Source organism: Micromonospora sp. NPDC005298 (assembly GCF_040607375.1).
GTDB lineage: Bacteria > Actinomycetota > Actinomycetes > Mycobacteriales > Micromonosporaceae > Micromonospora.
This window is the reverse complement of the sequence record NZ_JBEXGP010000017.1, coordinates 86961-110901: the sequence shown is the minus strand read 5'-3', so window position 1 is coordinate 110901 and position 23941 is coordinate 86961. Positions and strand designations below refer to the sequence as shown.

The following is a 23941-nucleotide window of genomic DNA, read 5'->3' as shown; positions in this document are numbered from 1 at the left end:
AAGGGTCAGCCGGCGGCGGCGCGCACGGCGTCGGCGATCGGGGTGGGCCCGTTGACGAGTTCCAGGGTCGCGCCGGCGGTGCGTGGTTCGTCGAGCAGCGCGGTGAGGACGTGGGCGACGTCGGCGCGGGTGACCGCACCCGGTCCGGCGTGGCGGGTGAGGGTGACGAGCCCGGTGGGCGTGTCGTCGGTGAGCCGCCCGGGGCGCAGGACCGTCCAGTCCAGGTCGCGGGCGCGCAGGTCGTCCTCGGCGGCCCGTTTGGCCAGCAGGTACGCCGCCCACGTCTCGTCGGTGCCGGGGGACGGCGGGTCGTCCACGCCCATCGAGGAGACCAGCAGGTAGCGGCGGACACCGGCGCGGGTGGCGGCGTCGGCGAGCAGCGCGGCGGCGCCCCGGTCGACGGTGTCCTTGCGGGCGGCGCCGCTGCCGGGGCCGGCGCCGGCGGCGAAGATCACCGAGTCGGCGCCGTCGAGGTGCGCGGCGAGGTCGGTGACGTCGGCGTGTTCCAGGTCGCAGACGACAGGTGTGGCGCCGGCGGCGCGCAGCGCATCGGCCTGGGCGGGGTTGCGGATCAGGCCGACGGCGGTGTCGCCGCGCTCGGCGAGGTGGTGTTCCAGCAGCAGGGCGATCTTGCCGTGGCCTCCGGCGATGACGGTGCGCATGCGTCCCAACCTACCGGTGGTCGGGGTCGCCGGCTTGACCTTGACCTTTGGGTAACCCCCAGTCTGGGGCGTGCCGGTCGCCGTGACCGGCACGAGGAGGATGCCGACATGGGGTTGTTGACCATCGGAGCGTTCGCGCGGGCGGCGGGGCTGACCACCAAGGCGTTGCGCCTGTACGACCAGGTGGGGGTGCTGGCGCCGGCCGCGGTCGATCCGGAGTCCGGGTATCGGCTCTACGACCGGGAGCAGGTGCCGCTGGCCCGTCTGGTGGCGCGGTTGCGTCGCATCGGGATGCCGTTGGCGACGGTCCGCACCGTGTGCGCGCTGGAGCCCCCGGCGGCAGCGGAGGCGATCACCGCGTATTGGCGGCAGGTCACCGTCGACACCGCGGCCCGGGCGCGGGTCGCCGCCGTCCTCGTGGATCACCTGTCTCAAGGGGGTACCACCGTGTCTGGTTCGAATCACACCCTGGCCGTGAACTGCGCCGCCGGCTGCGACGTCGGGGCGGTACGCGACAGCAACGAGGACGCCGCGTACGCCGGTGAGCGGTTGCTCGCCGTCGCCGACGGTGTGCGGGGACCGGGTGGCGCGGCCGCCAGCGCCGCCGCCATCGACGTGTTGCGGGCGGTGGAGCTCAGCGACGTGCCGCCGGTCGACCTGTTGGCGATGCTGGCCGGTGCGGTGACCAACGCCGACGCCACCGTGCGCGCTCTGGCGACCGACGAGCAGCAGCCGGCCACCACGCTGACCGCGCTGCTGCGCAGCGGCTCGCAACTGGCGTTGGTGCACGTCGGTGACACCCGGGCGTACCTGCTGCGGGGCGGCGAGCTGTCCCTGCTCACCCAGGACCACACCTGGGTGCAGGCGCAGGTCGATCAGGGCCGTCTGGGCCGGGACGAGGCGGACGCGCATCCGCAGCGCGCGGTGCTGGTACGCGCTCTGGGCGTGGGCCCGCGCGTCGAGGCGGATCTCGCGCTTCGCACGGCCCTGCCCGGCGACCGGTACCTGCTGTGCTCCGACGGGTTGTCCGCTGTCGTCGACCGCGCCGCGCTGCGCGAGACGGTGGGCGCGGCGACGGACCCGGCGCGTACGGTGCGGGAGTTGATCGCTCTGGCGACGGCGGCGGGTGCGCCGGACAACGTCGCCTGCGTCGTCGCTGACGTCGTCGCGGTGTAGCAGGTGGTTGCCGCCGGGCGCGGTGAGGCAGCATGAAGGGGTGACGGAGAGCCTGGAGGCGTTGATCTCGCTGGTGGCCGGTGGGCGGGTGGTGGTGCTCAGCGGGGCGGGCCTGTCCACCGAGTCGGGTATCCCGGACTACCGGGGGCCCAGTGGGGTGGCCCGGCGGCACACCCCGATGACGTTCCAGGCGTTCACCCGTGATCCGGTGGCCCGGCGGCGGTACTGGGCGCGCAGCCACCTGGGGTGGCGGTTGATCGCGCGGGCGGCGCCGAACGCCGGGCACCGGGCGGTGGCGCGGCTGCAACAGGCCGGCCTGGTCGACGCGGTGATCACCCAGAACGTCGACGGTCTGCACGGGGCGGCCGGCAGCGCCCCGGTGGTGGAGCTGCACGGCCGCCTGGACGAGGTGACGTGCCTGGACTGCGGCAACCTGACCTCCCGGGAGGAGGTGGACCGGCGGCTGCGCGAGGCCAATCCGGACTTCGTGGCCCGCGTCGCCGCGGTCAACCCGGACGGTGATGTTGATCTCCCTGATGAGCAGGTGGCGGCGTTCCGGCCGGTGGACTGCGGGATCTGCGGCACCGGGATGCTCAAGCCCGACGTGGTGTTCTTCGGCGAGACGGTGCCGCCGCAGCGGGTGGCGCGGTGTTTCGCGCTGGTGGAGCAGGCCCGGGCGGTGCTGGTGCTCGGCTCGTCGTTGACGGTGATGTCGGGCCGGCGGTTCGTGATCAGGGCGGCGAAACACGACATTCCGGTGGCGATCGTCAACCAGGGGCCTACCCGGGGTGACGGGTACGCCACGGTGTGCGTCGACGCGCCGTTGGGGTCGCTACTGTCGGTGCTGGCCGAGCGGGTCACCGGCGGCGCGGCGCTGGCCAGCCCGGCCGGGGTGTGACCGCCGCCCGGGGGTAGGACATCTGCCGGAAACGGCGGCGCTGGTAGCGTTGACCATGCCGGTAGCACCCACGTGGGAGAGACCGCCCGACAGCACCCGGGGCGGCGCCGAAGGGGCAAATCCTCCCCGGAACCTCTCAGGCAAAAGGACCTCGTGGGCAGGCACTGTGGAGCGCCCCTGTGGGGTGTGACAGAGGGGGAGGCCGACACGTCGACCTCGCCCCGGGAGTGCCGCCAATGAGCGTTGAGCAGTTCGCCACCCGTCACATCGGTCCCGGACCGGACGACGAACGCCGCATGCTGGAGGTCGTCGGGCACGACTCGATCGACGAGCTGATGGACGCCGCGATCCCCGAGGTGATCCGCTGGCACGGCACCCTGGCCCTGCCGGAGGCGGCCACCGAGGCCGAGGCGATCGCCGAGCTGCGGGCCCTGGCGGCCCGTAACACCGTCGCCGTCTCCATGATCGGCCTGGGCTACCACGGCACGCACACCCCGGCGGTGATCCGCCGCAACGTGCTGGAGGACCCGGCCTGGTACACGGCGTACACGCCGTACCAGCCGGAGATCAGCCAGGGCCGCCTGGAGGCGCTGCTGAACTTCCAGACCATGGTCACCGACCTCACCGGCCTGGCCACCGCGAACGCCTCGATGCTCGACGAGGGCACCGCCGCGGCGGAGGCGATGACCCTCGCGCGGCGGGCGTCCAAGAGCAAGAGCCGGGTGTACGTCGTCGACGCCGACGCGTTGCCGCAGACCATCGCGGTCATCGCCAGTCGGGCCGAGCCGCTCGGCATCGACGTGCGGGTCGTCGATGTCGAGCGCGACGAGTTGCCGGCGGAGTTCTTCGGTCTGCACCTGCAGTACCCGGGCGCGTCCGGGGCGGTACGCGACCACGCGGGCCTGGTCGAGGCCGCCCACGCCGTCGGCGCCCTGGTGACCGTGGCGGCGGACCTGCTGGCGTTGACGCTGCTGCGCGCGCCGGGGGAGATCGGCGTGGACATCGCCGCCGGCACCACCCAGCGCTTCGGCGTACCCATGGGCTTCGGTGGGCCGCACGCCGGTTACCTGGCGGTGCGCGGCGGCCTGGAGCGGATGCTGCCCGGCCGTCTGGTCGGGGTGTCCCGCGACGCGGACGGCAACCCGGCCTACCGGTTGGCGTTGCAGACCCGTGAGCAGCACATCCGGCGGGAGAAGGCGACAAGCAACATCTGCACCGCGCAGGTGCTCCTCGCGGTGATGGCCGGCATGTACGCCGTCTACCACGGCCCGGACGGGCTGCGGGACATCGCGGCGCGTACCCATGCCATGGCGGCGCGGCTCGCGGCCGGGCTGCGCGCCGGTGGGGTGGACGTCGCGGACGTCGCGTTCTTCGACACCGTGACCGTGACCGTGCCGGGTCGGGCCGCCGAGGTGGTCGCGGCGGCCGCGCGGCGGGGCGTGAACCTGCGGCTGGTCGACGCGGACCGGGTGGGGATGTCCTGCGACGAGACGACCACCCTGGCGCACCTGCGCGAGGTGTGGGAGGCGTTCGGCGTGGACGCGTTCGACGGTGACGTCGACGCGGCCCTGCCGGTCGACCTGGCCCGGGCCTCGGACTTCCTCACCCACCCGGTGTTCCGCAGCCACCACTCCGAGACGGCGATGCTGCGGTACCTGCGGCGGCTGTCGGACTTCGACTACGCCCTGGACCGGGGCATGATCCCGCTCGGGTCGTGCACGATGAAGCTCAACGCGACCACGGAGATGGAGCCGGTCAGCTGGGCGGAGTTCGCGCACATCCACCCGTTCGCGCCGGAGGACCAGACCGTCGGGTACCGGGAGATGATCGGCCAGTTGGAGTCGTGGCTGGCCGAGGTGACCGGCTACGACGCGGTGAGCGTGCAGCCCAACGCGGGTTCGCAGGGTGAGCTGGCCGGGCTGCTGGCCATCCGCTCCTACCACGCGTCGCGGGGTGAGACGCACCGCGACGTGTGCCTGATCCCGTCGTCGGCGCACGGCACGAACGCGGCGTCGGCGGTGATGGCCGGCATGCGGGTCGTCGTTGTGGCCTGCGACGACGACGGCAACGTCGACCTCGTCGACCTCGACGCGAAGATCGACAAGCACCGGGACGCGCTCGCCGCGATCATGGTGACGTACCCGTCGACGCACGGCGTGTACGAGACGGGCATCGCGTCGCTGTGCGCGAAGGTCCACGACGCCGGCGGCCAGGTGTACGTCGACGGGGCCAACCTCAACGCCCTGGTCGGGTTCGCCAAGCCCGGCCGGTTCGGCGCGGACGTGTCGCACCTGAACCTGCACAAGACGTTCTGCATCCCGCACGGCGGCGGTGGCCCCGGTGTCGGGCCGGTGGCGGTGCGCGCGCACCTGGCGCCGTTCCTGCCCGGTGACCCGCTGGCCGCGCACGCCGACGCCACCCCGGCGATCTCGGCGGCGAAGTACGGGTCGGCGGGCATCCTGCCGATCCCGTGGGCGTACCTGCGGATGATGGGCGCCGAGGGCCTGACCCGGGCGACCGGTGTGGCGGTCCTCGCGGCGAACTACGTGGCGGCACGCCTGCGCGGGCACTACCCGGTGCTGTACGCCGGCAACAAGGGCCTGGTGGCGCACGAGTGCATCCTGGACCTGCGGCCGTTGACCAAGGCGACCGGCGTGAGCGTCGACGACGTGGCCAAGCGGCTCATCGACTACGGCTTCCACGCGCCGACGATGTCGTTCCCCGTCGCGGGGACGCTGATGGTGGAGCCGACCGAGAGCGAGGACCTGGCCGAGCTGGACCGGTTCTGCGACGCCATGATCGCCATCCGGGCGGAGATCGAGCAGGTGGGTTCCGGGCAGTGGCCGGCGGGGGACAACCCCCTGGCGAACGCGCCGCACACCGCGGCGATGGTCAGCGGTGACGAGTGGCCGCACCCGTACCCGCGGTCGGTGGGCGCGTACCCGGCCGGTGTGGACCGGGCGGGGAAGTACTGGCCTCCGGTGCGGCGCATCGACGGCGCGTACGGCGACCGGAACCTGGTCTGCTCGTGCCCGTCGCCCGAGGCGTTCGAGGACTGACAAGGGGCGGACGCGCCGGGGCGGGCGGAATCGGGCCGCCCCGGCAGCCGCTGCGACCTGGACGAGCCCTGTCGACGGCGGCTAGACGGTGACGCTCAGTGGTGGATCAAGCCACGAGGGCGTGGCGGGCGGGACCGCGGTGCGGGGCGATGCTGCTGCCGTCGGGGAGAAGCTCACCGGTGTCCTCGAAGACGATGACACCGTTGCAGAGAAGGCTCCAGCCCTGTTCAGGAAAGCAGGCGAGTACGCGGGCGGCTTCGCGGTCGGTCGCTGCGGCGGAGGGGCAGGTCGGTTGGTGCTGGCACATCGGGTTCTCCGGACTGTGGGGGCACTGTGTCATGGTTCACATGACCAGTGACGCACAGTACCAAGCGAAAGTGTCCAGCATCGAGCAGGTGTCGGGTTGGCGTACGGGAAATCCACTGAACGGATGAGGAAGGTCGGACCATACGGCGTGGAAACGCTCCCACAGGTGCTGGTCGATGTCCCCGCGGCACCGGCCGGTTGCCGCGACTCACTCGTCGAGTCGGCGCGCCTGCACTGGCACCGCGCCGACGGCGGTGACCCCGCCGCGCTCGCCGAGGAGTTCCTCGCCGCGCACGGCCTGGACCTGCACGACCTGGCCCGACCCGCGCCGCACGGCCCACGCGTCTGCGGCGCCGCCCTCTACCTCTCCGCCGCCGCCGGGGCGCACCTGACCGGCGCCCCCACCACGACTCCCGAACCCGCGCCGACCCTGCCCGACCTCGCCGTCGTCGTCTACCACCACGGACCCACCCGCCGCGCCCCGGCCGACGCGACCACACCCTGGTGGCTCGGCCCGTGGACCGAGAGCTGGACCCCCCGGCAGCACGCCGCCGCCGTCGACGCCGTACGCGCCGCCATCGGCCGTGGCGACGTCTACCAGACCAACCTCGTCGGGCACGCCGCCGCCCGCTACACCGGCGACCCGCTGCCCGCCCTGCGCCGCCTCGGCGCGCTGCCCGGCGCCCGCTACGGCGGCGTGCTCACCGGCGACGACTGGGCCATCGGCTGCGCCTCCCCGGAAACCCTCATCGAGGTCCGCGACGGCACCCTGACCACCCGACCCATCAAGGGCACCCGCCCCGCCACCGCCGCCGGCCGCACCGAACTGCTCGACAGCGCCAAGGAACGCGCCGAACACATCATGATCGTCGACCTGGAACGCAACGACCTGGCCCGCATCGCCCGCACCGGCACCGTCACCGTCGAGGACCTGTTCGCCGTACGCCGCTGGTGCGACCTGTGGCAGGCCGAATCGACGGTCCGCGCCACCGCCGCCGACGGCCTCGGCCTGGCCGACCTGCTGCGCGCCACCTGCCCCGGCGGCTCCGTGACCGGCGCCCCGAAACGCGCCGCGCTGCACCAGATCGCCGACCTCGAACCCGTCGGACGCGGCGCCAGCATGGGCGCCCTGGGCTGGATCGCCCCCGACCACGTCGACCTGGGCCTGACCATCCGCACCGCCGCCGCCGACGGCGAGAACCTGCACACCTGGGCCGGCGGCGGCATCACCTGGGACAGCGACGCGCACGCCGAGGTCGCCGAGGCCGCCGCCAAGACCGCCCCGATCCGCGCCACCCTGGCCGGACGCTGACCCCGACGCCCCCGGCGATACGCTGACCCCCATGACCATGCGGCCCATCCGGATCATCGGCGACCCCGTCCTGCGCACCGAATGCGAGCCGGTCACCACCTTCGACGCCGAGCTGCGCGCCCTGGTCACCGACCTGATGGACACCCTGCTCGGCGCGCCCGGCCGCGCCGGAGTCGCCGCACCACAGATCGGCGTCAGCGCCCAGGTGTTCGTCTACGACGCCGACGGGCACCGCGGCCACCTCATCAACCCCACCCTGGAGCTGTCCGACGAACTCCAGGACGACGAGGAGGGCTGCCTGTCCATCCCCGGGCTGTACTTCCCGACCGCCCGCGCCCTGCACGCCACCGCCCACGGCGTCGACCAGAACGGCGAACCGCTCACCATCAGCGGCAGCGGCTTCCTCGCCCGCGCCCTGCAACACGAAACCGACCACCTGCGCGGCACCCTCTACGTCGACACGCTGCGCGGCGACACCCGCCGCCGCGCCCTGCGCGAGATCCGCGCCGGCCGCTTCGACTCACCCAGCCGCCGCCGCTGACCCGCTACCGCGCCGTCAACGTCCACTCGTCGTAGTCGGCGACCCGGGTGAACCCCACCCGCTCGTACAGGCGCACCGCCGCCGCGTTGTCCGCCTTCACGTTCAACGCCACGTGCGTGACGCTCCCGCGCAGACGCGCGCACAACGCCGCCACCACCCCCGCGCCCAGCCCCCGACCCCGCCAGCGCGGGTGCGTCGTGACGTTGCCCAGAGCCGCCACCCGGTACGCCGGCGAGAACACGTGCACCCCGGCCACCGCGACCAGCTCACCGCCCTCGCGGACCCCCACGTACTGCCCGGTCTCCAGCATCCGCTCGTCGAACCAGTTACCGGGGTACGCGCGCGCGTACAACTCCCGTAGCCCCGGCAGATCCGCCGACCCGAGCGGCGCACCCGCCGGCGCCACCGCCGCCAGCCGGGCCGGATCGGTCAACGCCATCCGGTGGTGCCGGCCACCGGACTCCAACCCGAACGACCCACCCAGGACGCCGGACAGCCCGGGGGAGAGGTGCGCGTACAACCGGGCCGGCAGCACCGGCACCAGGTCGACCAGCAACGCCCCCAACGCCGCCGTGTCCGCCGGCGCCGCGAACGCCAGCAACGTCGGCGGATCCACCCCGTGGTACAGCAACGCGACCTGCTCACCCCGCCGAAACCACGACGTGTACGGCCAGAAGAAGTCATCCAGGTCACCCAGCTGGTAGGCGTGCAGCACCGGATCACGCCCCAGCAACCCCGCCAGGACCTCCCGGTCGTGCTCGGCACGCACCGCCATCAGCGGGCCACCCACTGGTCGTGGCCGAGCTTCGCCACCAACGCCACGACCACCACCAGCAGCACCACCCGCACGAACCCCGACCCGCGACGCAACGCCATCCGCGCCCCCAGCACCGCGCCGGCGATGTTGCACACCGCCATCCCCGCACCCAACAACCACCACACGTGCCCGGTCACCCCGAACACCACGAGCGCACCCAGATTCGTACCCGCGTTGACGACCTTCGCCATCGCCGAACCGTGCACGAAGTCCGCACCCACCAGCGCCGTGAACGCCAACACCAGGAACGTGCCCGTACCCGGACCGATCAGGCCGTCGTACAGGGCGATGCCCACCCCGGCCACCGCGATCACCACCGCCACCCGCACCGGAGTCCGCTTCGCCGGCACCCCCACCACCCCCAACCGGGGACGCGCCAGCACGAACACCGCCACCGCCACCAGGACCACAAGCACCACCGGCCGGTACGCCGACGCCGGCACCGCCCCGGCCAACGCCGCACCCACCCCCGCGCTGAACACCGCCAGACCCGCCGCCGGCCCCGCCACCCGCCAGTCGACCTTGGTCCTGCGGGCGTACGTCACCGCCGCCGTCGACGTCCCGAAGATCGCCGCCAACTTGTTCGTGCCCAACGCGGTGGCCACCGGCAAACCCGGCGCGGCCACCAGCAACGCCGGCAACAACAGCAGACCACCACCGCCGACCACGGCATCGACCCAACCCGCCATCGCGGCGGCGGCCAGCAGAGTACTCAGCGAAACGGCGTCCACGGGCGGCAATTCTCCCCACCCGAGCAGCCCGAACGGCCCGACAGTGGCCAGCCTCACCCCCTCAGCGACCCCGCGAACGCCGCAACCACACCCCCAACGCGCCGACCGCCACGAACACCAGCACGGAACACATCAACACCTTGACCACCCGGCAACCCTGCCACGGGGACGTAGGGTGCAGGGGTGCGCCTGGCCACCTTCAACCTGCTGCACGGACGATCCCTCACCGACGGGCTCGTCGACTCCGACCGAATCGCCGCCGCCATCGGCGCCCTCGACGCCGACGTGCTCGCCCTCCAGGAAGTCGACCGCGACCAGCACCGCAGCGGCAAACTCGACCTCACCACCATCGCCGCCGCCGCCCTCGACGCACCCCACCACCGCTTTGCCGCCGCAGTCGTCGGCACCCCCGGAGAACAGTTCCGCCCCCTGCGCCACGACGACGACGGCCACGGCGAACCCTGCTACGGCATCGGCCTGATCAGCCGCTACCCGGTCCGCAGCTGGCAGATCACCCGACTCAAACCGGCACCCGTACGCTCACCGGTCTACGTCCCCGGCCCCCGCGGCGGCCTGATCCTCCTGCACGACGAACCCCGCGTCGTCCTCGCCGCCGTCCTGGACACCCCCCACGGCCCCCTCACCGTCGCCGCGACCCACCTGTCGTTCGTCCCCGGCTGGAACGCCCGACAGCTACGCCAGACCATCCGCGCCCTCCGCGCGCTGCCCGCCCCCCGCGTCCTGCTCGGCGACCTCAACCTGCCCGCCGGCCCGGCCCGACTCATCTCCGGCTGGCACCCCCTGGGCCGCCGCCCCACCTACCCCGCCGGGCAACCCCGCGTCCAACTCGACCACGTCCTGGCCGACCGGCACGCCCTCACCCACTTGCCACCGGTGCGGGCCGTCACCGCGCCGCTGTCCACCATCTCCGACCACCGCCCCCTGCTGGTCGACCTCGGCTGACAGCCACCCCCACGCGCCAAGCCGCAAGATTCCCTCAAGATCATTGCATCGACGATCGCCGACGATCATGCTGGTCGACACGCGCCACGATCGACCCCGTCGGAGGCCACATGAGACGCCAGCGAACCACCCTGCTCGCCGTGTCCACACTCCTCACCATCACCCTCACCGCCGCACCAACCCCCGCCAGCGCCCAGAGCGCCCCGCAACCCCGCCAGGTCACCAACCTCACCGTCCACCAGGCCGACGGGTACGCCACCCTCGCCTGGACACCCGTCGACGACGCCACCGACTACCAGATCGAACGCACCGCAGTCGACACCGACGGCACCCCCACCGCCGCGCCGACCATCGTCGGCATCTGGCGACCCAACCGCCAGATCAACCAGCAGGCACCCACCTTCGCCGACTCCGGATTCAACCCCGGCGACACCTTCCAGTGGCGCGTCCGCGCCCGCACCGGCACCACCGAACAGCCCTACTCCGACCCCGTCACCGGCACCACCACCGCACCCTGGGGCAACCCCGACACCCCCGGCCAACAGCTGCGCACCCAGTGGGAGACCACCCACGCCGCGCAATACACCAGCGACACCGACGAGTACGCCTACACCGCCGCCATCGACGCCCTCAGCGACCGCGTCCGCGTCGTCGAACTCGGCCGCACCGTCCAGAACCGACCCATCAACATGCTGGTCATCGGCCACCCCACCCCGGCCACCACCCCCGAGGCAGTCGCCGCCACCGCACCCGTGGCCATCAACTGCAACGTGCACGGCAACGAACCCGGCGACCGCGAAGCCTGCCTCATCATGGCCCGCCAACTCGCCTTCAGCACCGACCCCCGCATCACCGACCTGCTCAGGCACACCACAGTCCTGATCGTCCCCACCATCAACGGAGACGGCCGCGCCAACAACACCCGCGGCAACTCCACCGGCCAGGACCTCAACCGCGACTACTCGCTCATCCGCCAACCCGAGACCGCCGCGTACATCACGATGGTCCGCGACTACCGACCCGTCGCCGGCTACGACGGCCACGAGTTCGGCAACTCCCGCGCCGGCGACCTACCCATGCTGCCCCCACGGCACCAGAACGTCGCCCAACCCATCTTCGACCAGTCCCAGGACATGATCGAAGGCCACATGTACGCCAAGGGCGCCGAAGCCGGCTGGTGGCCCTGCCCCTACGGCTGCGAAGGCGGCGGCAACGTCGGCCTCAGCGAGGAAACCATCCTGCGCAACACCCTCGGCCTCAAGAACGTCACCAACTCCCTGCTGGAACTACGCAGCTCCGGCGGCCAGACCCGACCCGACGAGGGCAACACCGCCAACAACCGGCGCCGCAAGACCTACTCCGCCCTCTGGACGTTCCAACAGTTCCTCGACTACCACCGCGCCGACCGCGCCGACATCCTCACCTCCCGCGCCGACGCCATCAAGATCCAGGCCGCCAACACCGGACGCCTCGTCTTCCGCGGCTCCCGCCCCATCCCCGCCCACCCCGCACCCCACCCCGGCGACAGCCCACCGCCCCTGGACGCAACCCCGGCCAACCTGATCCTCGACAACGCGCCCTGCGCCTACAAACTCACCGACGCCCAGTACAACGGCGCGCGCACCGACGGACCCGGCGGCGTCGGCACCACAGTCGCCCAGCGCATCGCCGCCCACGGCTGGAAGGTCATCACGACCACCGACGGCTACTACGTACCCCTCAACCAGCCCGAACGCGGCCTCATCCCGCTGCTGCTCGACCCGACCGGCGTGGAGAAGCTCACCGACGGCGAACGCGTCTACCCGACCCTCACCGGCCGACGCAACGGACCACTGACCGTCACCGGCTTCACCTGCGCCGCCAACGCCACCATCAACGGCCCGGTCACCGTCCGCGCCGGCGCGGCACTCGTCACGACCGGCACCACCATCAGCGGCCCGGTCACCGCCACCCGCGCCGCCGGCATCATGCTCGCCGACAGCACCGTCAACGGCCCCGTCCAGATCACCAACACCACCGACGCGGTCTCCATCATCGACGTCACCATCGCCGGCCCGGTCAGCCTGACCGGCAACACCACCGGCACCGACCTCCCCCTGCTGGCCGGCAGCACCATCCGCGGCCCCCTCACCTGCACCGGCAACAACCCCACCCCGACCAACCTCGGCGTCGCCAACACCGTGCACGGCCCCCGCACCACCCAGTGCGCGGCGCTCTGACCTCCTGACACCGCACCGGCGGCGCGGGCCACCCGCCCGCGCCGCCGGCCCACCCCCAACCCGTGGAGGCCGCCGTGCCGCAACCCGCCACCGCAGCGCGACACCCCCGACGACGGACCCTCACCCTCATCGCGTCGACACTGCTGCTCGCCGCCTGCACCGGCACCCCCCGCACGCCTGACGCGTCAGCCGCCACGCCCCAGGTCACCGGCCCCCTCTGCGCCGCCCTGCCCACCGGCACCGACCCCGGCAACCCGACCTTCCTCGCCAGCCAACCCGTCGAGGCGGCACTGCGCTGGATCCCCACCCTCACCACGTTCGAAGCCGCCCTGCGCACCAGCGGCGTCCTGGACGACCTGCCCGCCGGCACCGCCGTCACCGTCCTCGCACCCACCGACGACGCGTTCGCCGCCACGTTCTCCGAGGACAACTGGGACGACCTCATGACCCACCACACCGACCAGCTCCGCACCCTGCTCAAGGCACACCTCAGCACCGGAGCCCACCCCATCGACGACCTCAGCACCGCCGGGACGACCACCACCCTCGACGGCGCCACCATCACCGTCACCCGTACCGGAGCCACCACCCGCCTCGCCGACCGCGCCGACACCGTCTGCGCCGACTACCAGGCCACCAACGCCCGCATCCACCTCATCAACGCGGTCCTCGGCCCCCTACCCGCCACCGCCGACGGCACCGGCCACCGCGCACACTGACCCCCGCTCAGTCCCGGTCCGCCGCGACCAGAGCCGCCAACGCGCGGTTGGTCCGGTTGGCCCGCACCGCGTCGCGCTGCTGCCCGGCCGTCACCTCGATGTACGTCTGCGACGACGCCAACGACGCGTGCCCCAGCAACCGCATGATCTCGGCCGCGCTCGCCCCGTCCTCCGCCAACCGCGTGGCGAACGTGTGCCGCAACGCGTGCAACCGCGCCCCACGCGGCACCCGGTCACCGATGCCCGCCCGCCGATAACACGACTCCACCAGATACTGGAGCCCACCGCGTCGCAACGGCTCACCGTGCCGGTCCACCAGCAACGCCGAGTCCGGCCGCACCGACCGCGAACCGAAGCGGCGGGCCCGACTGTCCAGGTAGTCCACCAGCACGCGATCCAGGTCCGCCTCGATCGGCACCACCCGTGGCCGCCCACCCTTGCCGACCACCTCGATCCGCCGTTCACCCGACCGACCGGCCAGCGAGCTGACCCGCAACGCCAACAGCTCCGACAGGCGCAGTCCCGCGCACAGCGCCACCGCCAGCACCGCCACGTCCCGCTCCGGCCACGGGTCGCGCTGCCGGCCGTCGTCGCGGGCGACCGACGCCAGCAGCACCTCCGGGGTGTCCGCACCGCGCAGCGGTTTCGGCTGGGGGAGTAGCGCCCGGGGGCGTCCGACCGCCGGCATCGGATTGCCGGCCACCACCCCGTCCGCGACCAGGAACGTGAAGAAACTGTTCCAGGTGGACCACGCCCGGTGCACCGACGCGGGTGCCCGGGGCGCGGCGAACCGGGCGAAGGCCGCCCGCATCACGCGGGGGGAGAGGTCGGTGATCGACAGGGCGTCCAGGGGGAGGGGAGTGGTGGCATCCTCGGCGACCAGCGCCGCCACCGCGTACAGGTCCCGCCGGTAGGCCGCCAGGGTGTGGGGGGAGGGCTTGCGGGTGGCGCGGGCGGTCAGGAACTCCTCGATCAGCAGCCCGAGCGATTCGTCCTTTTTGTCATGCATAAGGGATATTATGCAGCATTTTCGCGTTCCCGGGAAGCGGGGGGAGAGGGGAGACCATGCTCGTGTCGCACTGATCGAGAGACACGTATCGTGCCGGGCATGAGACCGGTCGCCACCTGCCCGGACTGTGGCCGACGCGGCGACCCGACACGGTACGAGGATCCCGTCGAGCCCACCGACTGGGTGTGCCCGGTGGGGCACCGGTGGCGGACCGGCTGGGCACCGTACGCGTCGCCGGCCGCGGTGCCCGGACGCCAGGACACGGCTGAGACGTCGAACGGCGCGCCCCTGACGAGCGTCACCAGGGACGGGCGGCGCTGGCGGATCGGGACGGACGACGAGGTCACCTGGATCGCCGGCCGCACCACGCAGGGCCTCTCGGTCACTGCCGCCATCCCGCCGGTGTTCGAGGCGTACGCGACCTTCCACCCGCCGGACGGTGTGAGTGTCGGCGCCCACGAACGCGCCGTCGTCGACGAGCTGGCGGCGCGTACCCCGGGGCGGCACTGGTGGCTGGGCTACCTCGACACCGGGGCGCACGACATCGTCTTCCCGGACGCGGCGCGGGTGTCCCTGTACTGGGGGTGGTCCTACGTGCTGGTCGAGGCGGGACCCGAGCAGGCTCTCACCTGGCGTACCGGTCATCTGCGCGGCGACGGGGCGTTGCCGGATCTGTTCTTTCCGACGGATCGCTCCTGGTTGGTCTGCGCGCTGTGGGACGACACCTGGACCGACATCGGCGCCAGCGCGGACATGCTCGCGGTGCTGCGGCGCAATCCGTTGGTCGGTGCCCGCCTCGTCGGCCCGGACGAGGACGCGTGTCCGCCGGGGCTGACGCGCGACTGACCCCCCTTTCAGGGGACCCCAGAATACGTAACTTTACATAATGTACATTATCGAATCGGCTACGGAGGTGCGATCGACCCGTCGGGGACGGTCCTGTCACTTCTCAATCGGCCTGAGCCATTGTCAACAACTTGAGCCATCTCCTGAGTCTTCTCATTTACTTGAGCCGCGGCCGGCGCCCCTGTGCCGTCACCCGCCAGGTAATGGTTCCCTCCGAAGGGTAAGGTCGAGGCACTCATATGCGGTCGGTTCGTCGGAGGGCGTGGCTCCTCCTCCCCCGATACGAGGGCAAGAGCGCTGTCGAGTTGAGATCCCGAACAGTAACTGGGAGATCCGCCCGCACCCGTACCTGCTGGTCGTGGTCGAGCTCGCCGATCTGATGATGGCCCCCCACGCCGTGCATGGGGGTCACAGGACATCACTCCCTTCCCGAACTATGCGGCGAGGGCGAGCGCCGTTCGCTGGGTGACTCGCCATGCGAACAGCAGGCGGTCGCTCTTGCTGGAGTTGCATGACCCGCAGGCCCACGCGAGGTTGCCGATGCTGTGACGTCCGCCTAGCTTGAGCGGCACGATGTGGTCGATGCTTGTCGGCGCGGCGAGGCGGCAGTACGCGCAGAGGCCGCCTTGGCGCGCCAGGAGTCGCGCTAGGTCCCGCTCGGTAATGAGGTTTGCCTTCTCCCGGGCCAGGGCGCTGCGGCGGCGCATGTTGTGTCTGATGCCGTTCGGCCCGGCGGTCCAGCTCGCATCGGCGCACCCGGAGCTACAGAAGACTTTGTGCTTGCCGGCCGATCGGTTGACCGCCCCGCCGCACCACGGGCAAGCGGCTCCGTTCAGGCGCGGCGTCCACGGACGATGCCTGAACCCCAGCGGGTCGCCGTACTTCCGAAGGCGCTGGTAGTGGGAGCCGCAGTACCCGACCGCCAGGACAGGGTTGGGGCACTCGTCGATGAAGCACGTCTCGGCTCGTGGCTGCGGAGTCGGCCGAGCCAGCTCCCGCCAGTTCTTGCCCCACTTCCTGGCGAGCTGGTAGTGCCCATGGCAGAGTTGCTTGGCATAGTGCTCGCGCTCGCAGCCACCCTCGCCGCACGTCGGCTTCGGCTTCCGCGCCGTGCCCAGCGGGTCTCCGGTGCGCTTCCACTGCATGTAGTGCTTCCGGCACCAGCCGCGAGCGAGGAATCTGCCGTCACAGCCTTCGATCTCGCAGAACCTCACTCATGTCCTTCCGTGGAGGAGGTCATGATCATGCCAGCGGGTTCTGACAACCTCCACCGTCCGCGTCACTGGGCGATGCCCAGCGCCCGCTGGTAATCCGCGGTGGCTTTGGCGGAGGCGGACTCGGTCTCAGGCTCGTGGTGTTGCCGGTCCTCCAGGTCGGCGCCGTTGGCGCGGGCGTGGGTGGCGGTCTTGGCTGTTCCTCCGCTCGTCATAGTCCTACGCCCGTGAGGGCGTTGGAGGTTACTCGGTCGATGTCTTCCATATAGCCAGCCAGGGTGGGGGAACCGTCCTTCCACCCGCCGTGGCGGCCGATGCGGATCTGATCGTGGCCGGCCCGGCGGGTCTCCGTGGCGAAGCCTCGGCGCAGGGAGTGGCCGCTGAAGACCGACGCGGCGTCGATGTCGGCGGCGAGGGCGGTCCGCTGAACGATGATGGCCACGGCCTGGCCGCTGATGCGCCCATCTGCCGAGCCGCGGCCGTGCGGGGCGCGGCCGAGCTGGCCGTGCTTGTCGATCCGTCGGTAGAGGGCGCCGCTGGCGACGCCGCACTCTGCGAGGGCTGCTAGCCAGGCCCGGGTGGTCCGGACCGGGCAGGTCTGCTCGTTGGTGCCATACGGCACATGAACCTTGTGGCCGGTGGCGTCCTTGTCGGTCTTTGACCGGCGGATGGTCACCTCGAGGCCGTGCTCGTTGAAGTCCAGGTCCTCGATGTCAAGTGCGGCGATCTCGGATCGGCGCGCGCCGAGGGCGAACCCGAGAACGAGAATGGACCGGTCGCGAAGGCCGGCCAGCTTGTCCGGGTCCAAGGTATCCACCGTCAGGCGGAGGTTGGAGACGAGGAGGGGCCTGGCCTTGCGTACCTTCCGGCCCCCGTCCGCGCTGTCCCGCCGGTAGGTACGCAGCACAGCCCGGGCCCCGTCGGTGGCGACGGAGCGGTGGGCGACCGCGATGGCGGCCAAGGCACGGTCGATCGTGCTGGGCGCCTTGGCCTCCTCGGCGAGGTGGTTGATGTACTCGGTGGCGATCGCGTGCAGCTCCAGGAGGGCTGCGAACGCCGCGGCGTTGAGGGCGTCGTTGATCGAGCCCCGGTCGATCGGGATCAGATCTGTCGTGATCATCTTCTGCGCGCCGGCCCAGACGAGGAACCGGCGGAGGTCGCTTCGGTACGCGCGGAGGGTGGAGTCGGCCTTGGCGCGCGCCGGAGCCGGTCGAGCGCGGACTCACCAATCTCCACAACACCGCCCTCACCTGGTGACCACAGGCGCGGCCGCAAGCAACGCCTGCGCCCAGTTACGAGGCAGCCGTTCGATCGACGCCGCGACCGCCTGCCATAGCGGCAGTCCAATGATGCGTGGGCAGACACCCGGGGGCGAAAGATTCAGGTGTTGTCTGTCAGGATCGAGGGGTGCCAACCGGTATTGAGCTTTGGCTTGCCCAGCAGGTGGGAAGCGTTGCGGCGAAGCAGGTTCTCCAAGCCTTAACCAGGAGGTCTTTTCCCAGTCGGCTCGTCAGCCGACTGGGCCGGCATGAAATAGCCCCGAAGCTGACATTTTGGGAAAAGTGGAGGATTCGCAGGCTCGTACGAGAGCCGGAGGTGTGGCACCTCCTGCTGGCAGTTTCTCCAACTTCTATCGATGGACTTGCCCGTAGGATTGATGCTCAGGTTATCCGGTCGGCCGCAGCTACGGAGCTTCCTTCGTCTCGGGCGCTCTTGGTCGCACAAACAGTCCAAGACGAGATCATGGGCGCCCTAGACCTGAATGATGCGCAGGCTGGACTCAGCCATCAGGTACGGTCCGTTAATGACTCGGTGCTTTCGGTAGGGGCTGCCGTTGACGGCATCGGCAGCGACATCAAGCAGCTTCGGGATGTAGTAGGTAGCCAAGAAGGCGTCGACCCGGATGTACTTCTACGCGGTCCGCTCGAAGCGTTACAGGTTGCAAGCAAGCATGTTCAGGCACAGGAGCTTTCTGAGACGGACCCGGTGGGCGCCGCACGGCTCTTCGGCGCAGTCGCTGATCGGTTGGAAGCCGAGGGCTATGGCGGCCTTGGACGCCCCCTGAGGATGCAACAAGCTCGGCTTCTTACCCGCGGCCACGAGGCGGCGATGGCAGCGGCGGCTTGGATGCCGCTCGTCCTTCAGGACCTGTCCGAGGGATCCGCTTCAGTCTGCCGGGAGGCCACGGCGGCTTTTGAGCAGCTTGCGAGCGTGACTGATGCGCCAGCATGGTTGCCTGCGCGCGCTAGAGCCGTAGAGCTAGCGGAGCGCTGGTTCCGAGACCCAGGACTAACCTGCGCCGAGATGGTGTCGGCGGCTCGAGATGCAGTCGAGGGGGGAGATCCGGAAGCGCCAGCACTGCTGGTTCTTGTCGCCGAGGCCGCCTTGGCCGATGGCGAACTGTCGGCGGTGGCGAGCGCCAAGAGGTTGCTGCCGGCGGTGGTCGCTACCGCCAAGGAGGAAGTGTCGATCAGATTTGAACTCGCGCTCGCCGACGCAGAGCAGGATGAGGTTCGCTGGAAGAGCCTGCTTGATCGTGCGTCGCCAGGCATCGCGGGCATGAGCACCAGAGCAGCTGCCCTGGTGTACGCGAGGCGAGGGCGCTACCTACATTGGGCCAGCGAGCTTCAGGACGCCGAGGCGGCCTATCGGGCGGCTGTCGAACGGGCGTGCCGAGCGAAGCTATGGCAAGACGCGGCAGAGTGGATGCATGCCCGCGCTCGCATCCTGGTCCGGGCCTCAGCGATCGGGAATATTACGGAAGTCGCAGCCCGAGCTGCTGCAGTACGGGCAAGTGGCTCAGGTGGTCTTCTACAGCGCGGCTACGACCCACACACTCGGGCACTTGAGTACCTGCTCGCTAACAAACTGAATGCCGCCCTACCCGAACTCCGGCGGCACCTACGCGACAGCACTCGGCTAGCTCACCTCGACGACGAACTCGAAGCTCACCGCCAGCTGGGCTCGCTGTACGAGAAGACGGAGCGGGAACCGGCTGCAGCCGTGCATCACTACGTCCAAGCCGGGGAAGCTAAGGCGGCGGCTCACCTTGCCGCCCGCACGTCCTTCTACATCGATTGCTCTCTCCAGGCCGAGCACCCCCAGGCTCAGACGCAAGCGGCAGCCCTACAAGCAACCGCAAAGCAGGGCGACCTGGTGCCGGACGCGGACGTAGATGCCTGGACCACCCGGGCATTGCGCGCCGCAACTGGTCCTCGTGACGGCTTCATCGGCCCTCTGCCTTGGGTGCAGGGATTCGCCGTCCTCGCCGCCCTGGCTGAGCGGATTGGCGAGCCTCACCTGAAGGCAGTTCTCACTGCGATGGACCCAATGGTGCCGCGGGCACCGAATCGGTACACCTGGGTAGACAACTCAATCATCCGCATTGTCGCCGACTTGGCCCTTTATCACCCAGCGCGAAGGCAAGAGCTGGCCAAACGGATGGTGGACATCTTCGATGCCTCCGATCAGATGGCCAGAAGGCTCCTCGATGAGAGTGCGGCCGTGCAGGCCTGCCTCGAGCATCTTCGAGAACCGCTACGACAGCGAGCTGCTAACGGCAACCGTATGGCCGTGCAGCTATTAGCAATACACGGCGATACTGACCCGATGGTGGTGGCTGCTGCCGAAAGACAGGTCAAAGCGGCGATCGAACAACCACCAGCCTACGGCCCCGGATACATGGCGGGTCTCGCCGATGTAGCACTTCCCGCCCACGTCGCACGATGCCTACCGGTTGATCGACAATGTGACCTGGCTCGCGACTACATCCGACGTGCGCTAGACGGCCAGGACTCCGAAAACAACCGGAGGCAGGCCATGGAGGGCTGCGGGGTCCTTGCGCCCGAACTTCCGGACGCAGTCCGTCGCGAGCTGCTAGCGCTGGTTCTGCCCGTAGCACGAGGGCACTCCCCACGCAGCACCTTTGATCAACTCAACGACCGGTACAGCCATCCACTGGGCAGCTTCCGGATGATCTCCCCGGTCGGCTCACTTCGTCGCGCAGCAGTGATCGTGGCCGCGAGCCTGGCTGTGGACGAGGAGACCGCTGGACAGGTTTGGGAAGCCGCTCGACCACTTCTACGCGGCGGAGACACCGCAGACTCTTTCGCAGCATCGAAAGCTGCCTACACACTCGCAATGCGTGGTTTCCTCTTGCCCATCCCGTGGGCCGTTCTTGCTTCGTCTAGCGATACGCGGCAGCGCCAAGCTGCAGCTGCATTGCTGGCAGTCGAACCGGCAGTCGATGCCTCCGCCGCAACCGATCTTGCGAAAGACGATCAAGCGTCGGTGCGTCGCGAGGTCGCTATGGCACTCGATGGCCTGGCGGGCCGTGACGCCGAGCTCGCACGATCGCTAGCATCGATCCTGGCGCAAGATCCGCGGTTCAGCGTCCGGCAGTCGGTCCCGGGTCACTACATTTGTAGCACTGAGGTCATTCCCGGCCACAACGGCGAAGCCTGCGGACTCTGAGGGTTGCAGCAGCAATGTATGGCACGCTCCCACCGGACCGACGCTTGTCGCGGTGCTGTTCCCGTTTGAGACAATCTTCTCGGACCGACACATCGGATGGAACTGTAGCCTTCAGCCGACCGTGGTTGCCGCATGCCAGCTGACCAGCCGGAGGATCAGGGCACTGTGAGTGGTGAGCAGGTCTCCCGATGGGAGGCATCCAGGGCCGCCATGGCATCCGAGGCCGCCCGATTGAAGGTTGCCGGCCGATGGCGTAGGGGCCCTGCGACCCTGCTCGAGCTACTCGGTCTTCACCAGCGCGAGGTTCACTTGGTCGCTTGTCTGGGCTGGCTGCTCATGCCTGACGGCCACCACGGCCTCGGCGACCGTGTTGTCAAAGGTCTCGTCAATGTGCTTGGCGTTCCATACGCGCCCGGCGACCCTGTCCGTGTGAGTCTCGAGGAGTCACGACGCGACGGCCGCCGACTCACCCGAGCCGACCTTGTTCTCCGCGTCGGCGCAAGGTGCGTGTTGATCGAGGCAAAGGTCAACGCCGTCGAGCACAACAACCAATGCGACCGGCTCGCCGCCCTGTGGGCAAACGAGCAACCGACTCTGGTGTTTCTGACGCGCACCGGAGAAATGCCGGAGGAGCAAGCTCCGGCCACCTGCGACAGGTGGCACCCGCTCACCTGGACCCAGGTCGCCGACCTAGTCAGCAGCACCGATCCTGCGGGTGGCGCGCTGGACTTCCTGCACACCATCCGTGCTTTCCAGGCCGGCCGAGGGGACGAGGTTGTGACCCTAGACAACAAGACGGCGTTCTACCTGCGCCACAGGGCTGATATCGAGGAATGGGCAGCCTTGCGAGAGAGCGGCCTGATCGCCGTCGAGTCGGCGCTCAGGCACGCGCTGGACGAGATGGACGTTCCCAAAGGTGCGGTGTTCGGTTGGGAGGATTGGACTTGGCCGACGTTCTCACTGCGTCGCGCTCACTGGCGCAGCGGCGCGAGCGTCGTGGCGGTCGCGATCCAATGGTCGCCCTCAATGCTTTTATCTGGAAAATGGCCGTACGTCGGGGTTCGGGTGACCGGCGACCTGGACCCGCAGTTGGCGAGCTGGCTCCGCAGAGAATTGGCGGACCGGGCAGTGGAGCTGCAGTGGGGCGAGAAGGGCGAGATGCGGTGGCCTTTGTGGCGGAGGGTGCCCCCTCGTGGTGAAGGTGTTGACCTAGAAGAGTTGGCAGCGGACTGCCAAGCTGCCCTGATGACGGGGTGGCAGATCATGTCACCCGCGCTCGACCAACTCTTCAAGGAGGCAAGCCAGCCGTGAGCTGTCCTTGACCAGGGCCGGGGACGGCGCTACGGCTGAGCGGGAGGTTGGTCCTGCAGGTTAGCTCGGCGCTGGTGAACCGCCGAGAGGCGGCAACGGGGCGTCAGCCGTCGTGACGGCCGTGGTCGTTGGGAGCACATGCACGGTCGTACGGGTTTCCCGCGGCAACGGCAGCGCCTCGCCTTCGCGATCCCCAGAGGTCGGTGGTTTCCGTCCCTAGCTAGGAGGACCGAACCGCCCCAGGCAACCGAGGCCTGACTGGCCAGTGGCAGCCCCGCCCGTGGAGTTATCGACCGGTGAATGCGCAGGTACGCGGCGCACACGACCGACTCTAAAAGCCGTTGATGCTCGACCTGTATCGACGCTTTAGACCTCCATCCTCGGTGGAAATCACGCAGAGTAACAGTCGTCGGTCTCCTCGCCGTCGGCGATAGAGGCCAGCACCTTGAGTGTCAGACGACAGACCTGTACTTGGCCCAGGACAGTGAGGAGACTTGGTGCCCGCAGCTCTCACTATCTTGAGCCATCGCAGGTCAGGGGCGGCCTAGGTGGCTCAAGATGAATGAGAAGGGACACCTCGCACCCGCAGCGACACCGAGACGCGATCCGCTGACGTTCCCGGCGATCCAGAATTGACAGCGAGCGACGACGCCACGAACATCGTCACCTCCCGGTACGGCCGGGCGACGGGGCGGTCCGGGCGTGGGTCAGGAGGTGCGGGCTCTCCCCCTGGGTCAGACGCCGATCCTTGATGATCAACGTTTCCGGTGGCCCACCGTCAGAGGCGGGCCGCGGTCCGCAGGAGACCGGCGACGGCTCGGAGCCGGCTGCGTGGCGGCCAGGCCATGACTGTGGTGATGCGGGGGGCGTCGATGACCGGAACGGCGACGACGTCCGTACGCAGCTGTGACCGGCAGGACTCGGGAGCGATCACCGTGGTCCTGTTGAGTGCGATGAGTTGCAGGAGTTGCGAGTGGCTCTGGACCTCGGGCCCGGGGCCGTCGGCGTACGTTCCGTCGCGCCGGGGCCAGCGGGGCTGGGGCAGGTCGGTCAGCTCGGCGATCTCGGCTGCGGTCACGTGGGTGCGGGTGGTGAGCGGGTGCCCGGCCGGAAGGACGGCCACCTGCCCCTCGGTGGCCAGTTCCTCGGTGTCGAAGCCCGTCGTGTCGTCGATGGGTGGGTGCAGGATGGCGACGTCGGCGTGACCGTTGCGCAGCAGGCGAGTCTGCTCCCCCGGCCCGCACAGCAGGACGTCGACGTAGACGGAGTCTGGTTCGGCGGCGTATGCGTCCAGGAGTTTGGCGAGGAGTTCGGTGGAGGCGCCGGCCTTGATCGCCAGGGTGACGCGGGGCCCGCCGGTGGCGGCGAGGGCGGCCCTGCGGGCGCGGTGCTCGGCTGCTTCCAGTGCCTCCAGCGCGGCTCGTCCCTCGTGTAGGAGGACCACGCCGGCCTCGGTGAGCGTGACCGGTCGGCTGTCGCGGCGCAGCAGCGGGGTGCCCAGGCGGCGTTCGAGCTGCATGATCGTGCGGGACAGGGGCGGTTGGGCGATTCCCAGGCGTTGGGCCGCGCGGCCGAAGTGCATCTCCTCGGCGACGGCGACAAAGTACCGCAATTCCCTGCTGTCCACGCTTCCCAGCGTACGTCGGCTCGGTCTGTTGCATACCTTGCGGGTATCGGGCGTGACC

20 protein-coding genes and 1 riboswitch are annotated in these 23941 nt (G+C 70.2%); of the genes, 11 read left to right on the top strand and 9 right to left on the bottom strand.

Annotation, left to right across the window (positions count from 1 at the left end):
* Nucleotides 1-5 precede the first annotated feature (5 nt).
* Nucleotides 6-662 (bottom strand): SDR family oxidoreductase, encoded by a 657-nt coding sequence (locus ABZS77_RS21960; RefSeq protein WP_354825696.1) that lies wholly within the window; start codon nt 660-662, stop codon nt 6-8.
* Nucleotides 663-770: 108 nt separating this feature from the next.
* Here ABZS77_RS21960 and ABZS77_RS21955 point away from each other — a divergent pair, with 108 nt between their 5' ends.
* The 3 genes from ABZS77_RS21955 (at nt 771) to gcvP (ending at nt 5795) form a co-directional block, all read left to right on the top strand.
* Complete coding sequence (locus ABZS77_RS21955; RefSeq protein ID WP_354825693.1) at nt 771-1838, top strand: MerR family transcriptional regulator; 1068 nt, start codon at nt 771-773, stop codon at nt 1836-1838.
* A gap of 40 nt (nt 1839-1878) precedes the next feature.
* The gene (locus ABZS77_RS21950) at nt 1879-2736 is read left to right on the top strand and encodes an NAD-dependent protein deacetylase (RefSeq protein ID WP_354825690.1); all 858 of its coding nucleotides are present in this window, start codon (nt 1879-1881) and stop codon (nt 2734-2736) included.
* Between the two features lie 63 nt (nt 2737-2799).
* Nucleotides 2800-2898: riboswitch (glycine riboswitch) on the top strand.
* A 74-nt stretch (nt 2899-2972) separates the two neighbouring features.
* A complete protein-coding gene (gene gcvP / locus ABZS77_RS21945) occupies nt 2973-5795 on the top strand; it encodes an aminomethyl-transferring glycine dehydrogenase (RefSeq protein WP_354825688.1) in 2823 nt (940 codons plus the stop codon).
* Nucleotides 5796-5901: 106 nt separating this feature from the next.
* Here the strand turns inward: gcvP and ABZS77_RS21940 are convergent, their stop codons facing one another.
* Nucleotides 5902-6102: a DUF5999 family protein gene (locus ABZS77_RS21940; RefSeq protein ID WP_139582101.1), complete on the bottom strand. Its 201-nt coding sequence runs from the start codon at nt 6100-6102 to the stop codon at nt 5902-5904.
* A gap of 96 nt (nt 6103-6198) precedes the next feature.
* Between ABZS77_RS21940 and ABZS77_RS21935 the strand changes: the two genes are divergently transcribed.
* Both ABZS77_RS21935 and def read left to right on the top strand, forming a co-directional pair.
* Nucleotides 6199-7413 (top strand): chorismate-binding protein, encoded by a 1215-nt coding sequence (locus tag ABZS77_RS21935; RefSeq protein WP_354825684.1) that lies wholly within the window; start codon nt 6199-6201, stop codon nt 7411-7413.
* Nucleotides 7414-7444: 31 nt separating this feature from the next.
* Nucleotides 7445-7954, top strand: a complete 510-nt coding sequence (gene def, locus ABZS77_RS21930) for a peptide deformylase (protein WP_354825681.1) — start codon at nt 7445-7447, stop codon at nt 7952-7954.
* A 4-nt stretch (nt 7955-7958) separates the two neighbouring features.
* Here def and ABZS77_RS21925 read toward each other — a convergent pair whose 3' ends face one another.
* On the bottom strand, nt 7959-8729 hold the full coding sequence (locus ABZS77_RS21925; RefSeq protein ID WP_354825679.1) for a GNAT family N-acetyltransferase: 771 nt from the start codon (nt 8727-8729) through the stop codon (nt 7959-7961).
* A complete protein-coding gene (locus ABZS77_RS21920) occupies nt 8729-9502 on the bottom strand; it encodes a TSUP family transporter (protein ID WP_354825676.1) in 774 nt (257 codons plus the stop codon). Before ABZS77_RS21920 ends, ABZS77_RS21925 begins: the two co-directional genes overlap by 1 nt.
* 183 nt (nt 9503-9685) lie before the next feature.
* Between ABZS77_RS21920 and ABZS77_RS21915 the strand changes: the two genes are divergently transcribed.
* The 3 genes from ABZS77_RS21915 (at nt 9686) to ABZS77_RS21905 (ending at nt 13403) form a co-directional block, all read left to right on the top strand.
* Nucleotides 9686-10465: an endonuclease/exonuclease/phosphatase family protein gene (locus tag ABZS77_RS21915; RefSeq protein WP_354825673.1), complete on the top strand. Its 780-nt coding sequence runs from the start codon at nt 9686-9688 to the stop codon at nt 10463-10465.
* Between the two features lie 110 nt (nt 10466-10575).
* Nucleotides 10576-12684, top strand: coding sequence for a M14 family zinc carboxypeptidase (locus ABZS77_RS21910; RefSeq protein ID WP_354825670.1), 2109 nt, complete (start codon nt 10576-10578; stop codon nt 12682-12684).
* A 74-nt stretch (nt 12685-12758) separates the two neighbouring features.
* Nucleotides 12759-13403, top strand: a complete 645-nt coding sequence (locus tag ABZS77_RS21905) for a fasciclin domain-containing protein (RefSeq protein WP_354825667.1) — start codon at nt 12759-12761, stop codon at nt 13401-13403.
* 7 nt (nt 13404-13410) lie between these two features.
* On the opposite strand, the gene ABZS77_RS21900 is transcribed toward ABZS77_RS21905, so the two are convergent.
* Nucleotides 13411-14412, bottom strand: a complete 1002-nt coding sequence (locus ABZS77_RS21900) for a tyrosine-type recombinase/integrase (protein WP_354825664.1) — start codon at nt 14410-14412, stop codon at nt 13411-13413.
* A 99-nt stretch (nt 14413-14511) separates the two neighbouring features.
* On the opposite strand from ABZS77_RS21900, the gene ABZS77_RS21895 reads away from it, so the two are divergent.
* Nucleotides 14512-15258, top strand: coding sequence for a hypothetical protein (locus tag ABZS77_RS21895; protein WP_354825661.1), 747 nt, complete (start codon nt 14512-14514; stop codon nt 15256-15258).
* Between the two features lie 434 nt (nt 15259-15692).
* Here ABZS77_RS21895 and ABZS77_RS21890 read toward each other — a convergent pair whose 3' ends face one another.
* The 3 genes from ABZS77_RS21890 to ABZS77_RS21880 all read right to left on the bottom strand — a co-directional run bounded on the left by ABZS77_RS21890 (nt 15693) and on the right by ABZS77_RS21880 (nt 17592).
* Entirely contained in the window at nt 15693-16472 is a 780-nt protein-coding gene (locus ABZS77_RS21890) for an HNH endonuclease signature motif containing protein (RefSeq protein ID WP_354825658.1), read from the bottom strand.
* A gap of 65 nt (nt 16473-16537) precedes the next feature.
* On the bottom strand, nt 16538-16687 hold the full coding sequence (locus tag ABZS77_RS21885) for a hypothetical protein (protein ID WP_354825655.1): 150 nt from the start codon (nt 16685-16687) through the stop codon (nt 16538-16540).
* The gene (locus ABZS77_RS21880) at nt 16684-17592 is read right to left on the bottom strand and encodes a site-specific integrase (RefSeq protein WP_354825653.1); all 909 of its coding nucleotides are present in this window, start codon (nt 17590-17592) and stop codon (nt 16684-16686) included. The genes ABZS77_RS21885 and ABZS77_RS21880 overlap by 4 nt, the downstream gene beginning before the upstream one ends.
* A 287-nt stretch (nt 17593-17879) precedes the next feature.
* Here ABZS77_RS21880 and ABZS77_RS21875 point away from each other — a divergent pair, with 287 nt between their 5' ends.
* A complete protein-coding gene (locus tag ABZS77_RS21875) occupies nt 17880-20945 on the top strand; it encodes a hypothetical protein (protein ID WP_354825652.1) in 3066 nt (1021 codons plus the stop codon).
* Between the two features lie 132 nt (nt 20946-21077).
* The gene (locus ABZS77_RS21870) at nt 21078-22256 is read left to right on the top strand and encodes a PD-(D/E)XK nuclease family protein (protein ID WP_354825651.1); all 1179 of its coding nucleotides are present in this window, start codon (nt 21078-21080) and stop codon (nt 22254-22256) included.
* Nucleotides 22257-23034: 778 nt separating this feature from the next.
* Here the strand turns inward: ABZS77_RS21870 and ABZS77_RS21865 are convergent.
* Entirely contained in the window at nt 23035-23883 is an 849-nt protein-coding gene (locus ABZS77_RS21865) for a LysR family transcriptional regulator (RefSeq protein ID WP_354825649.1), read from the bottom strand.
* Nucleotides 23884-23941 lie beyond the last annotated feature (58 nt).

Bases quoted from the DNA above. Each gene is read 5' to 3' on its own strand.
- ABZS77_RS21885 (WP_354825655.1), bottom strand. From the start codon at position 16,687: ATGACGAGCGGAGGAACAGCCAAGACCGCCACCCACGCCCGCGCCAAC.
- def (WP_354825681.1), top strand. From the start codon at position 7,445: ATGACCATGCGGCCCATCCGGATCATCGGCGACCCCGTCCTGCGCACC.
- ABZS77_RS21895 (WP_354825661.1), top strand. From the start codon at position 14,512: ATGAGACCGGTCGCCACCTGCCCGGACTGTGGCCGACGCGGCGACCCG.
- ABZS77_RS21880 (WP_354825653.1), bottom strand. From the start codon at position 17,592: ATGATCACGACAGATCTGATCCCGATCGACCGGGGCTCGATCAACGAC.
- ABZS77_RS21900 (WP_354825664.1), bottom strand. From the start codon at position 14,412: ATGCATGACAAAAAGGACGAATCGCTCGGGCTGCTGATCGAGGAGTTC.
- ABZS77_RS21940 (WP_139582101.1), bottom strand. From the start codon at position 6,102: ATGTGCCAGCACCAACCGACCTGCCCCTCCGCCGCAGCGACCGACCGC.
- ABZS77_RS21870 (WP_354825651.1), top strand. From the start codon at position 21,078: ATGCCAGCTGACCAGCCGGAGGATCAGGGCACTGTGAGTGGTGAGCAG.
- ABZS77_RS21955 (WP_354825693.1), top strand. From the start codon at position 771: ATGGGGTTGTTGACCATCGGAGCGTTCGCGCGGGCGGCGGGGCTGACC.
- ABZS77_RS21960 (WP_354825696.1), bottom strand. From the start codon at position 662: ATGCGCACCGTCATCGCCGGAGGCCACGGCAAGATCGCCCTGCTGCTG.
- ABZS77_RS21925 (WP_354825679.1), bottom strand. From the start codon at position 8,729: ATGGCGGTGCGTGCCGAGCACGACCGGGAGGTCCTGGCGGGGTTGCTG.
- gcvP (WP_354825688.1), top strand. From the start codon at position 2,973: ATGAGCGTTGAGCAGTTCGCCACCCGTCACATCGGTCCCGGACCGGAC.
- ABZS77_RS21910 (WP_354825670.1), top strand. From the start codon at position 10,576: ATGAGACGCCAGCGAACCACCCTGCTCGCCGTGTCCACACTCCTCACC.